This is a genomic window from Paenarthrobacter sp. TE4293 (assembly GCF_050435325.1).
GTDB classification, from domain to species: Bacteria; Actinomycetota; Actinomycetes; order Actinomycetales; family Micrococcaceae; genus Arthrobacter; species Arthrobacter nitroguajacolicus_C.
Genome location: NZ_JBNJRY010000005.1, coordinates 79,114 through 90,945, shown reverse-complemented (window position 1 = coordinate 90,945; position 11,832 = coordinate 79,114). Strand labels below are relative to the sequence as shown.

General features: G+C 62.8%; 15 protein-coding genes. 5 read left to right on the top strand and 10 right to left on the bottom strand.

The genetic code is table 11. The features are described from left to right. Positions 1 to 8: 8 nt before the first annotated feature. Both QF015_RS11470 and QF015_RS11465 read right to left on the bottom strand, forming a co-directional pair. Positions 9 to 707 (bottom strand): hypothetical protein, encoded by a 699-nt coding sequence (locus tag QF015_RS11470; RefSeq protein ID WP_429389113.1) that lies wholly within the window; start codon positions 705 to 707, stop codon positions 9 to 11. Positions 708 to 787: 80 nt separating this feature from the next. Then, on the bottom strand, positions 788 to 1,360 hold the full coding sequence (locus QF015_RS11465; RefSeq protein WP_429389111.1) for an MOSC domain-containing protein: 573 nt from the start codon (positions 1,358 to 1,360) through the stop codon (positions 788 to 790). A gap of 64 nt (positions 1,361 to 1,424) precedes the next feature. Between QF015_RS11465 and QF015_RS11460 the strand changes: the two genes are divergently transcribed. The 3 genes from QF015_RS11460 to QF015_RS11450 are packed head-to-tail and all read left to right on the top strand — an operon-like array spanning position 1,425 to position 2,884. Then, a complete protein-coding gene (locus QF015_RS11460) occupies positions 1,425 to 1,862 on the top strand; it encodes a hypothetical protein (protein ID WP_429389109.1) in 438 nt (145 codons plus the stop codon). Beyond that, positions 1,859 to 2,050, top strand: a complete 192-nt coding sequence (locus tag QF015_RS11455; protein WP_429389107.1) for a helix-turn-helix transcriptional regulator — start codon at positions 1,859 to 1,861, stop codon at positions 2,048 to 2,050. The genes QF015_RS11460 and QF015_RS11455 overlap by 4 nt, the downstream gene beginning before the upstream one ends. Positions 2,051 to 2,104: 54 nt before the next feature. Then, positions 2,105 to 2,884 carry an alpha/beta fold hydrolase gene (locus QF015_RS11450; protein WP_429389105.1) on the top strand — a complete coding sequence of 260 codons (780 nt, stop codon included), beginning with the start codon at positions 2,105 to 2,107 and terminating at the stop codon, positions 2,882 to 2,884. Positions 2,885 to 2,999: 115 nt separating this feature from the next. Here QF015_RS11450 and QF015_RS11445 read toward each other — a convergent pair whose 3' ends face one another. After that, the gene (locus QF015_RS11445; protein WP_310210326.1) at positions 3,000 to 3,614 is read right to left on the bottom strand and encodes a TetR family transcriptional regulator; all 615 of its coding nucleotides are present in this window, start codon (positions 3,612 to 3,614) and stop codon (positions 3,000 to 3,002) included. Between the two features lie 80 nt (positions 3,615 to 3,694). Here QF015_RS11445 and QF015_RS11440 point away from each other — a divergent pair, with 80 nt between their 5' ends. Beyond that, on the top strand, positions 3,695 to 4,474 hold the full coding sequence (locus QF015_RS11440) for an SDR family NAD(P)-dependent oxidoreductase (protein WP_310210568.1): 780 nt from the start codon (positions 3,695 to 3,697) through the stop codon (positions 4,472 to 4,474). Here QF015_RS11440 and QF015_RS11435 read toward each other — a convergent pair. After that, on the bottom strand, positions 4,469 to 4,948 hold the full coding sequence (locus QF015_RS11435; protein WP_310210323.1) for an NUDIX domain-containing protein: 480 nt from the start codon (positions 4,946 to 4,948) through the stop codon (positions 4,469 to 4,471). The genes QF015_RS11440 and QF015_RS11435 overlap by 6 nt on opposite strands. A 365-nt stretch (positions 4,949 to 5,313) precedes the next feature. Between QF015_RS11435 and QF015_RS11430 the strand changes: the two genes are divergently transcribed. Further along, entirely contained in the window at positions 5,314 to 6,558 is a 1,245-nt protein-coding gene (locus tag QF015_RS11430) for a hypothetical protein (protein WP_429389103.1), read from the top strand. Between the two features lie 88 nt (positions 6,559 to 6,646). Here QF015_RS11430 and QF015_RS11425 read toward each other — a convergent pair whose 3' ends face one another. The 6 genes from QF015_RS11425 to QF015_RS11400 form a co-directional block, all read right to left on the bottom strand. Continuing rightward, the gene (locus QF015_RS11425) at positions 6,647 to 6,826 is read right to left on the bottom strand and encodes a hypothetical protein (RefSeq protein ID WP_429389101.1); all 180 of its coding nucleotides are present in this window, start codon (positions 6,824 to 6,826) and stop codon (positions 6,647 to 6,649) included. A 6-nt stretch (positions 6,827 to 6,832) separates the two neighbouring features. After that, entirely contained in the window at positions 6,833 to 7,972 is a 1,140-nt protein-coding gene (locus tag QF015_RS11420) for a glycosyltransferase (RefSeq protein ID WP_429389099.1), read from the bottom strand. Positions 7,973 to 8,216: 244 nt separating this feature from the next. Continuing rightward, positions 8,217 to 8,387 (bottom strand): hypothetical protein, encoded by a 171-nt coding sequence (locus QF015_RS11415; RefSeq protein WP_018778796.1) that lies wholly within the window; start codon positions 8,385 to 8,387, stop codon positions 8,217 to 8,219. A 322-nt stretch (positions 8,388 to 8,709) separates the two neighbouring features. After that, positions 8,710 to 9,696, bottom strand: a complete 987-nt coding sequence (locus QF015_RS11410) for an aldo/keto reductase (protein ID WP_429389097.1) — start codon at positions 9,694 to 9,696, stop codon at positions 8,710 to 8,712. A gap of 219 nt (positions 9,697 to 9,915) precedes the next feature. Continuing rightward, on the bottom strand, positions 9,916 to 10,455 hold the full coding sequence (locus tag QF015_RS11405; protein WP_429389095.1) for a GNAT family N-acetyltransferase: 540 nt from the start codon (positions 10,453 to 10,455) through the stop codon (positions 9,916 to 9,918). Then, complete coding sequence (locus QF015_RS11400) at positions 10,452 to 11,801, bottom strand: LLM class flavin-dependent oxidoreductase (RefSeq protein ID WP_429389093.1); 1,350 nt, start codon at positions 11,799 to 11,801, stop codon at positions 10,452 to 10,454. The genes QF015_RS11405 and QF015_RS11400 overlap by 4 nt, the downstream gene beginning before the upstream one ends. Positions 11,802 to 11,832: the final 31 nt, after the last annotated feature.

The window sequence follows — 11,832 nt, the reverse complement described above, 5'->3', positions numbered from 1 at the left end:
GACGGTCTTTAGCCGCGGCCTCGGGCCACCGCGTAGGAGGGTTCGCGCAGCCGCTTGGTCCAGCCGTACGTTCCGGCGGTGGGAAGAGGGTTGAGGACCGGATCAAATCGCTCTGCGGTGTCCTCTGCGTGGTCTGCCAGCTTGAGCGTCAATGTTCCGAACCTTGTCCAAGCGCCGAGCGGGGTGGCGTGATGAAGCTCCAGCGTCCAGGATTCCCCGCCCAGGAGGGAACGGAACGCCGCCGGGTCCACTGGCAATTTCCCGGGGCTTTCGATGGTCCTTGCTGCTATGAGCACCGGACCCGTGTCTGATTTGTACGGCATCATGCTTGAGAAAACAGCGGCCGCGGCGTCCCGCCGCAGCCGGAGGACGAAGCGACCGATTCCCGTTGGTCCTGTGGTCGCGAGGAGCATGTCCGACAGCCTGTCCTGCTCCGTGAAGCGCACGGCAAGGCCGAGGATGTCGGGGAAGGCGTCCGGGAGACCCAGTGATCGCGACAGCCGGGCCTCCACCCGGTTGGTCCCTGCCGTGTCCAACCAAGGAATGCCCGACGGCTGGCGCTCTCCGTCATCCCGCTGCATCGTTCCAACCAATTGGATGCCCTTGGGATGGATGGGCCTCTGCGGACGCACGACTTTGATTCCCCGGAAGACCGCAGCAAACGCGGATCCTGCCCAAGCTTGCACTGTGCTGCTCAACGTATCCACGTGATCACCCTATGCGGGGGAACCATCGAATGACAGGTTCCTGACTTTCCCTTGTCTATCCTTCGCTCGGCCGGAGCTGCCTACGGCAACCGTGATGGCCGCAGCACGTTGGCGTCGCCGGCTTTGGTCCGGTCGAGCGGCACGGGGCTCACCAGTACTGCGGCCCCACGATGCAGCAGACCTCCCGAGATCACCTGGCAGCGCACACCACCGCGACCACGCATCGCTTTATGGGCACCGGGGGCCAACATTTCATCCATCCAGGCGCAAGGATGTGCTGGGCGACCGGCCTTCAACCGCACCACGTCCCCACCGGACTCAAGAGCGAACTCGTGACCAAGCAGCGGAGCCAGCTCGACTCCGCGCATCACCACGTTCCGCCGGGTCAACAGGGGATCGAGGGGCCCAACCTCGAGGTCCGCGGCAATCGATTCCAGTGCCTCCACGGCAAATACAGTCACGGCAGCATCCATGTGCGCGGCCTTGCCAAAGAACCTGTCGCCAACAATCCCTTTGCCGGCTACCAGCTCTGCCTGCTGCGCGTCGGTGGTGGGGACATCCGCGGCGCCTTCGCGGGCGCGGCCAAAGTAGGCGTGGGCCGGCGACACCAAAAGGTGCAGCACTTCGACGTCGTACCTGTACTCGGTGGTCATACCTCAACGCTAGCCCCCGGATGCAAACACTGCCCCGCAATGTAAAGGGTGCTTTACTTCATTAATGAGTAAAGCTTCCTTTACATCGAGGCGTGCACCAATCCATCACTACGTCTTGGCCGTCCTCCTCGGCGCCATACTGACCATCGCGGTTTCCGTCCTGGTGGGAGCATCAAACCCGGGCGATTTTTGGCTCGCTGCCGGAATTGGCGCTTTGTGTTCCGCCTACCCTGCAATGTCGCTCGGCGCCCGGGTCTTCGTTTCGAACAACACCGTCACCCGCGACGCCCAAGGCGGGCAGGGTGTCGAGGTGCAATGGATGCGCCAAGCCGGAGCCGGGGCGTTCCTCGACATACTGGTGGCCACCATCGTTATCGCCGGGGTGCTGGCTGTCGGCCGGTTTCAGGTCGAAACGCTCCCGGTCCTGCTCGGGCTCGTAGGGCTGAGTGCACTGGATGCCGGCTTGCGCTATCTGGCCATTCGCCACCGCGCACTGAAGTGAAGAACAACATCGCCGAGCGCCGGGCCTGGCGCCAATGGACGCAAGCGGACCTGGCTGCCGCACTCGGAGTTTCCCGGCAGACGGTCATCTCCATCGAGCGGGAAAAGTTTGATCCATCGTTGCCCTTGGCCTTCCTAATTGCAAAGACCTTCGAGTGTGCCATCGAGGACATCTTCACTGCCGATTGATGCACTGTGGCCCACGCCGCAGCGCTTTGATTGCCGCCCGGATACTGTTGCACGGTGAACTTTGCGGAGGCCCCCGACGGCACTGAACTCGCCTGGTCCGAGGCCGGGGAGGGCGAACCGCTGCTGTTGATCGCCGGACAGGCGACATCCATGGATGGTTGGGGCCCGACGGCGAAGCTGCTGTCCCGCTATTTCCGCGTCATCCGCTTCGATCACCGCGGGATCGGGCGGAGTGGGAAGGGCGACGCTGATCGATACACCACGCGACTCCTCGCGGAAGACGCTGCCGCCGTTCTCGAGGCCGCCGGCACGGATTTAGCGCACGTGTACGGCCATTCGATGGGAGGGCGGATCGGCCAGTGGCTGGCCATCGATCACCCGCAGAAGGTCAACGCTCTGATCCTCGCAGCCACGAGCGGAGGGAAGTCGCCGGAACCCGGAACGCAACCCGACAAGGCAGCAATGGAAGCCTTGGTCAGCGGGGACTTGTCCCGCCTTGAGCCTCTTTTCTTCGACGCTGAGTGGGTCTGCGCCAATCCCGAGGCGACACACGTGTTTTTCAACTCCCGCGCGTCGGCGTGGGCCAAAGCCCGGCACTTCAAAGCCAGTCGTGAGCATGATGCCTGGAATGAGCTCAGCGCCATCAAGGCCCCCACGCTGATTCTTCACGGCACCGGGGATGCGCTGACTCCCTTGCCCAACGCGACCCTGCTTCGCGAGCATATTCAGGGCTCGGTACTGGTGCGCGTACCCGGAGCGGGTCACGGCCTTCATCTGGATCACCCGGAGACGCTTGACTGGATCCGGCAATTCGTTGCCAGGAAGGCTCGCTGACTGCGGAACGACTTCTCCCTGCTTGGAAGGGCCAGCTTTGCACTCCGAGGCGGCGATCAGCTTCTCCGGGAGGCCGCTCCTTTGGCCACGTCGAAGAGCGATGTAAATGTATCCGCTAGCCAACTCCTGCTTTCTCCAGTGGAACCCTCAAAACCTCGAGCGCAGCCAGCAAATACGGGACCGGATCAGGATCTGACCCGGCGGCCCATTGCATCCACGCCTCGAAGGTCGTGGCAAGGTATGCGGCGCTGAGGAATCGCGCCGCTGAGTCGGAGAGGCCACTTTCGACCAGGAAGGCGAGGGCTTTCTCGCGCTGCGGTGCCAGGGACTCGTAGCTGCGGCTTGTCAGTTCGGCGTGCTCGGCGATCAGTCGGAGCCGGCCGCGGGTCACGGACAGGTCGGGAATGACGGCGGCCCCGGCGGCCGCCGCCTCACGCAGCCCCGCCAGCACATCGGCGTCGGACTTTCCCTGCTGGTGGAACGAGCCGAAGGCGAGTGTCGACGCCTCGACGACCGGCTCCGTGCCGCCCCACACAAGATCGGCCTTGCTGGCGAAGTAGCGGTAGAGGCTCTTGCGGCCAATGCCGGCGGCGCGGGCGATGTCCTCCATGGACGTGTTCTCATAGCCGTGCTCAGCGAACAGGTCCAGGGCTAGTCCGGCCACGGCGTCGGGGTCGATCGTGGCAGGGCGACCACTGGCGCGCTGGCGTTTGGCAGCTTCCGAAGTCATCCCTCCAGTATTCACTCTTACATAATGACACAGAGTGTCATAAGATGGCTGAACCACCCAGCAACCATCGGAAGGACATCATGGGCAACGACGCTTCATGGCAGGAGGCCACCACTTCCGGCCGCTTTGCCGGCAAGACCATCATCGTCACAGGCGCGGCTTCGGGAATCGGCCAAGCCACCGCACTGCGCATCGCGAAGGAAGGTGGCAGGGTCATTGCGGCCGACATCAGCAAAGAACGTCTGGATGCCCTGGTGGAAGAGAACAGTGGCTTGGACCTCGTCCCGGTGGCCGGCGATATCTCCACGGAGGAGACCGTTGCCGCCGTCGTGGCGGCTGCCGGCGCACGCGTGGACGCCCTGGCAAACGTCGCCGGCATCATGGACAACTTCGCCCCCATCCATGAGGTGGATGACGAACTCTGGGAACGTGTCTTCCGCATCAACGTCACTTCCCTCATGCGCCTGACCCGTGCCGTGGTGCCGATCATGCTGGAAGCCGGAACCGGTTCCGTAGTGAACGTTGCGTCCGAGGCTGGCCTGCGCGGCTCTGCCGCGGGTGCCGCCTACACCGCGTCCAAGCACGCCGTGGTGGGGCTGACGAAGAACTCGGCCGTAATGTACGGGCCCAAGGGACTGCGCTTCAACGCCGTGGCTCCTGGCCCCACCATCACCAACATTGTGGCCAATTGGGGGTCGCAGCTCGCAGCAGAACGGCTGGGCCCGCTGATGCAGGCGACGGTCCCGACTCCGGCCTCCGCAGCACAACTGGCTGCGTCCATCACGTTCCTCCTCAGTGACGACGGCACCAACATCAACGGCGCCATTTTGGCGTCCGACGGCGGGTGGTCAGCTCTATAGGGCTTTTCCACCGAGGTGCCGGACCAGCGCATCCACAATGGGCAGTTGACCTTTGACGAGTTTCGTCCGGGCCTCGGCTTCGTCGAACCATCGGGCATCGTCGATCTCCGGGAAATCCTTGATGACACCTGAACCTTTGGGCCATTCCATGGGAAAGGTGTTGCTGACGATCTCCTGCGGCTGGAAGTGGTTGGCTTCGGCAGTGAAGGCGGTAATGAGTTTGCCTGAGGGTTGCCGGAAAACTCCCAATAGCTCATAGTCGGCTGCCGGGGCCGGGGAGCCTATTTCTTCTGCGAATTCACGGTGCGCGGCCGCCAGGGGATCTTCATCCTCCGGGAACTCTCCCTTGGGTATGGACCATGCATGCTGGTCTTTCCGCGCCCAAAAAGGTCCGCCCATGTGGGCGATCCACAGCTGCAATTCACCGTTGCCCGAGGTGCGGTGGAGGAGAATGCCTGCGCTGCGGATCGTCATGGGTCTTCCTGGTTGCGTGCTGTCGGCGATAAGGACGGACCCGTCCAGAGTACTGCGGGGACCCCGGGCCGTTATCCAATTGATGTTGAAACCGTCATTTTCCATACCTGTTTCACTTCCAGCAGTTCACTTACTAATCGATAATCGAGGAGTTGCACGTTCCTCGGGGGTGGAACGTGACTGTGGCTTCCGGCACTTGCCGGAGGTATTTCTGGGCGCATCAGCAGGAGGAAACAGCAATGGCATCGTCAATGAGGCTCCTTCCACATGGGGGAAGAAAAGTAATGGGTTTGGCCGTCGTGATGGCGGTGGGTTTATCAATGTTTACGGGCATGGGTCCTTCGCATGCAGCGGATACAACGCCGATGGCAGAGGATCCCGGGCCGGTGGGCAGTTTTGCCTGGAAAGGGTTCAATTGGCAGAAGCGTTTCTGGGGCGGGGCACCCATGTACAACGCGAGCTGGGACGCCAACAACGTCAGCAACCCGGACGCCAACGGGCACGTCAAACTCTCCATCACCAACCCCACCGGGTCTGCGCCCATAGGGGCAGAGTTCCAATCCACACGTGAAGGCTTCGGTTACGGCACCTACAGCACCACAGTGGAGAAGGACGTCAGCGCGCTTCAGAAAGAAGTGGTGTGGGGCTGCCTGTTCACCTACGATCCTGCAGCCGAGCCGGGATATACGGAGATTGACCTCTGTGAAGCATCGGCATGGGGTGGAGGGGCAGCGTACGGCGAAAACTGGCCGGTAACGCAGGGCCATGGATATTGGTTCGACGCCACCAAACCTCCGGGGCAGGGCAACAACACGGTCACCTTCGATGTTACGAGTGCTCCGATCCTCACCCACAGGATGGTCTGGGAGCCGGGCAAGCTGACCTTCGAGACCTTCGCGGGGGAGGGCTACAGCGGAACCCTGTTGAAAAAGACCGTCTTGCAAGGATCCACGGTCCCGCTGCCGGCTAAGGAGCAGATCCACTTCAACCTCTGGGTCACCGGTGGCGGTGGCGGGGACGCGGCCCACGTCGCTCCCGAAACGGTCACCATCCGGGATTTCTCCTTTGTCCCGGGGATTCCCCTGACGGCTCCGACTCCCACGGTGTCCGGTACGGCGGCTGTCGGTTCAACGCTGACGGCCAACCCGGGAACGTGGACCACAGGAACAGCCTTGACGTATCAGTGGTACAGGAATGGGTTGGCGATTTCTGGAGCCACCGGGGCCACCCGCGTTCTTGCAGCCGCAGACCAAGGCACAAAACTGACCGTGCGGGTGACGGGCACCAAGACCGGCTATGCCACCACCACCAAGGAATCAGTGCCAACGTCGACGATTGTGGCCGGGACGTTGGTAGCGCCAACACCAACCATCACCGGGACGTTGACTGTGGGCTCCACACTCACAGCGGGGGTGGGCACCTGGACGTCGGGCACTACCTTGACGTACCAGTGGTATCGGTCCGGGGTGGCCATTACGGGTGCAACGGCTAAAACCTACACCTTGGTGGGCGCCGACCAGGCGGACACCATGAGCGTGAAGGTCACTGGTACCAAGGCGGGCTACACCACAGTGACCAAGACCTCGGCCAGCACGGCTCCGGTCAGCTAGCGGGAAACAACCAGCCCGCAGTTGTATCGCGCTGGGGGGAATAAGCGATACACCTGCGGGCTGGTTGGGCTTGATGTGGAAGAAGGCGTTAGGCCTTCTTCTCTGCGCGGACCGGAACGATCCTCCTGATGGCGAGACCGAGGGCCAGCATCGCGAATGCTGCGAGGGCGAACCAGAAAAGATCGCCAGCGCCTGTCATGGCCAGGGTTCCTGATCCGGTGGCTCCTACGAAGGCGCCTGCTGCGGGTCCGGCTGGGTTGTTGTACATGAGTCTTTACCAAACTTTCTTTCGGTTGAGTGCTGCATCCAGGTACGCCTTGGCGTGAACGGCCTGGAGGAAGATATCGATGACGGTTTCGTACATGGTTGCGGCCAGGAGCATGTATCTCCAGCCCCTGAAGCGCAGCGTCACGATGCGCTCCAGAACGAAAATTGCGGTGACTGCTATCCAGAAGGGCTGAAGGTTCAGGCCCATGCCCGTGGTGAGAGCGAAGATGATGGAGCCGAAGTAGGCCAGGGTCACCACGACGCCGATCATGGAGAGGAACTGACGCCCCCAGTAGGGCCTTGTGATCTTGGTCCACCCGTACTGCACGCAGTTCTCTACGGCGCCGCGCTTCCAGCGGAGCCGTTGGGCCCACAGTTCACGCCAGGTCGGCATGACCTCAGTGACCAAAGTGCAGTTGGACGGGGAAGCGATGCGGTAGCCGAGCGTCAACAGGGCGAAGGAGAGCTCGTTGTCTTCGGTCAGGACTGACGTGTCGTAGACGCCACCCTTGCCGTTGCCCGGGGGCAGCGTCCCCTCCAGCCGGGCTGCGACGACGTCGCGCAGTGTTTTGACGCGGAACAGGGCTGCCGTTCCGGTCACCACCAGGCACTTTCCGTGGAGGCGCTTGACGTCGCGGGCGTAGCGGGCGTACTCATTCCGCTGCAAGTGCCCCACGAAACCGCCACCCGGTCCGCCACTGAAGACTCCGCCCACGGCTCCGAGGAGTTCGTCGGCCAACAGGTTCTTCGTGGCGTTTTCGATGAAGTCCAGGGCGAGCTGCGAGTCGGCATCCTGCACCAGGACCAAGTCCTCGGGGTCGGCATCGGGAAGCAACTCGCTGAGGGCGAAGTTGAGGGCTCCGGCCTTCTTGTCCTTGTTGCCGACCGTGCGCATGACCTCCACGCCCTGGGCAAGCGCAAGAGCCTCGGTGTCGTCGGTGCAGTTGTCCGCCACCACAATGATGCGGTCCGGGCGGCGGCTCTGGTTGTTCAGCGAGACCAAGGTCTCGGTGATGCCGGAGGACTCGTTGTGGGCCGGAACCAGGACAGTGACCACTCCGCCGGGGGCACGGTGGGATCCGTGGGGCGCGGCGGCCGTTGCCAGCGGGTCTGATTCGGCCGTGTATTCCGTGATGTCCGTCAGCATTGTGATCCCTCCGTTCGTGCGTTGAAAGCGTTGACTCACTTAGAGTTCCAACGCCAACGCAAGAAAGGCGCAGGCAAAGCGTCAAGGATTTATCAAGGTTTGCTCAGGACTTACCGTGAGGCGTCACGAAACGGGTTCGAGGACCACTGGTGCGCTTGATGGACGTGTCCACGGGGCGGTTTTAACGCAAGAGGACGACGCCGGTAAGTACCGGCGTCGTCCTCTTGCGTTTGGTGTGAGCTGCTTAGCGGCTCAGGCTCACCGTGAAGGTCTTGGGTCCGCTGAGGGTCACTGCAATTCCGCAGTTTTCTGCAGCTGCCCGGTGTGAGAGGGACTGGATGGCGGCATCGATGGTGTGGTCGATGGCCGACTTGTCCCAGATTTTCAGCGTGATGGAGTCAGTATGTGTCGTCATTGTCAGTACTTTCACTCAGGCCGTAAACAGCCCCAAGCCTCTTCGCCCGGGGCCGCATCCTCGTCGGTGAGGATTGCTGATTCAGCTTGTATGGGAACGAATTCCCTCATTCATGGTTCATGCTGCCCACCATGGTTGACAAGCGAAGCGCGCCAAGTGTGACCGATTACACGTTGCTCATTACTTTGTGTAACCAGTGCTGACGCTGAGCTCCCGCCAACGGTCAACCGCCCGGACGTCGCCGTCGTCGGGTATTCGGTGGTCAGGTCCTGGAGCGCAGGCACTTATCGTTCCACTACGTCCACGGCCCGCCGCCGCTGGGTCAGCCGTTGACGTACCCCATGTGCTGGGCGTTGTACCGATCGCCGTGGACGCCTATGTTCCGGACGATCGCGTCGAGGTCGGCGCGCTCATCGGCGGACAGTGCGAGCTGCGTTGCGGCCACGTTTTCCTGGATGCGCTCCGTGCGGCGGGTACCCGGGATCGGCACGATCCACGGTTGCTGCATCAGCAGCCAGGCCAGGGCGATCTGCCCGGGCGTTGCCCCCTTCGCCGCTGCGAGCGTCTTCACGTGGTCGATGAGTGCCTGGTTGGCCGCGAGATTCCCTGCTTCGAAACGCGGCACCCGGGAGCGGATGTCGCCCTCGGTGAAGCTGGTGGAGGTGTCCACGGCGCCGGTGAGGAACCCCTTGCCCAGCGGGCTGAACGGGACGAATCCGATGCCGAGCCGCGCAAGGACAGGCAGCACCTCGGCTTCGGGGTCGCGGGTCCAGAGTGAATATTCGCTTTGGACAGCAGTGACTGGGTGCACTGCGTGAGCACGCCGGATGGTGTCCGCGGAGGCCTCAGAGAGGCCGAAGTGCTTGACCTTGCCCTCGGCTATGAGCTCGCCGATCGTGCCGGCGACGTCCTCGATCGGCACGGCGGGGTCAACCCGGTGCTGGTAGAACAGGTCGATCACGTCGGTACGCAGCCGCTTTAGCGATTCCTCTGCGACGCGGCGGATCTGGTCTGGCCGGCTGTCAAGGCCGACACTCTTGCCGTCGCGAATGTCCCAACCGAACTTGGTGGCGATGACGACCTGGTCGCGGATCGGCTCCAGAGCCTCACCCACCAGCTCCTCGTTGACGTAGGGCCCGTAGACCTCTGCGGTGTCGAAGAAGGTGACCCCTTCGTCGACGGCCGAGCGCAGCACGGCGACCATCTCGTCCCTGCTGCCCGGGTTGGGACCATAGCTCTGGGACATACCCATTGCGCCGAGTCCGAGTGCGGAGACCTTCAGGCCTTGGCCGAGTGTTCTGGTGTGCATGATCAGTCCTTCGTAGTGGAGGTGTGCTTGAGTGCAAGCCCGCCAAGCCACCGTGTCCTGTGACCGCCAGTCCGCTCTGCTCGGGGCTGATACTCGCCCGACGGGACATGAGGAACTGGCGTGCATCGTCCCGGTATTCATACGGACAACGCTATTATGGCCATCGCCGCAGAGGGAGTCCCCACTGGTACACCCTTCACTGGAGACCCATCTCCTCTGTCAGGCCGTCGGCAAATCCAGTGTGTAGACCACCAGCTGCACCTTCGGCGCAGGCCGCTCCTTCTCACGCCCGGGCCGGCGGACGTAGCCCAGGCGCCGGTAGAGGCGCTGAGACGTCTCATTGTCGACGGCGGTGTCCAGCACCACGCGCTCGGCACCACGGGATGCGGCGAGGCGGGCGGATTCGTTCAAGAGTTTTTGGCCAAGACCCGCGCGGCGGGCCTCAGGCAGCACGGCCAAAAGCCTCAGCTCCACTTCACCTTCCTGCGCCTGCCGGCTGAGGCTTGAGCCGAAGGGCAGGAGGCTGGCAGTACCCACCAGGCGTCCGGTTTCTTCGTCTGCCGCGACCAGCAGCACACCTTCGCGGGCCCTGGCCGCAGCATCCAGCAAAAGGCCGAGCCGCTCTTCGTCGGGCTGATGGGCGCCGGGAAGATGATGTCCGAAGCCTTCGTACGTCAGCCGCCCCACGGCGTCGTACTCTTCCGGGAGCGCCTCACGGATCACATACGTGTCGGCGGCGACGGTCTGCGTGGTGGTCATGGTCGTCCTTTCGGCTGCGGATCGAGTCCGAGGTGTGATTTCAGCGTGGTCCCCGAGTACTCGGTGCGGGCGAGGCCGCGTTCCTGGAGGAGGGGAATGACGCCGGAGGCGAAGCGATCCAAGTCCTGGGGGAGGAGGGAAAACATGAGGTTGAAACCGTCGGCGGCACCTCCTGCGTGCCAGCGTTCCAGGGAGTCCGCCACGTGATGCGGGGTGCCGATGAAGTCGTCGTTCCGTTTGTCGCCGGTGAGTATTGAGTAGAGGTCCTTGAGCGTGACCTCATCCTCACGTCCGCGGATCTGTTCTCCGGCGGAGCGGAAATCGGTGCGCGGCTGCGCAATGGTGGGAATGCCGGACTGGGCTACGGTGGCGTCTGCTCCGAGCCCGGTGAAATCGAGTTGGCCGGCGAAATACTCCTGTAGAAAGTCCAGGACCTGCTGATCAGTGATGAGCCTGTCCAGCTCGCGGATACGTTCCAAGGCCTCGTCGCGGGTGTCTGCCACTACAGGAGAGATGGCTTGGTAGATGAAGAGTTCGTCGGGATTACGGCCAAACGCCGCCGCCTGGGCACGGACGGATTCACGGTAGCTCCGGGCCTGCGGAATGTCCGGATGACTCGCGAAGAGGGCGTTGGCGAAGCGCGCTCCCAGCTGCTGCCCCGGAACCGAGGTTCCGGCCTGGGCCAGCAAGGGGGAGTGCTGGGGTGAGGGGCCGATGTTGAGTGGACCGGCAACTGTGAAGAATTCTCCCTGGTAATCCACCCGGCTGAGCTTGTGTCGGTCAAAGAACCTGCCGGCCTCCTTGTCGTACAGGAAAGCGTCCTGGTCCCAGGAATTCCAAAGGCCCTGGGTGACCTCAACGAACTCTTCGGCGCGGCGGTACCGCAGGCTGTGGTCGAAGTGCTGGTCGGCGCTGAAATTACCTGCCGTGCTGTTGGTCAGGTCCCGGGTGGTGACGATGTTCCAACCGACGCGGCCACCACTGATGTGGTCCGCGGTGAGAGCTGCTCGGGCAAAGTTGTAGGGCTCGTCATAAGAGGTGGAGGACGTGGCGATGAGGCCGATCCTGTTGGTGACCGCGCCAAGGGCAGTGACCAGGCCGATGGGGTCGAACCTGTTGAGGATACCGGGGTTGGATGTCTCGTCGATGGCAAGGGAGTCGCCCAGGAAGATCGCATCGAACTTGGCGTCTTCGGCTATCCTGGCGAGTTTTACCTGGTGCCCGAAGTCGATGCTGGCTTGGGGAAACGCCGTTTCATGGCGCCACGAAGCCAGATGAATGCCGGTACCTACGAGGTAGGCGAAGAAGTGGATCTGCTGGCGTTCACGGGTGAGTATCTGGTTCATGGGCCTGTTCAGTGCTGTTCGGAGTCAGGAA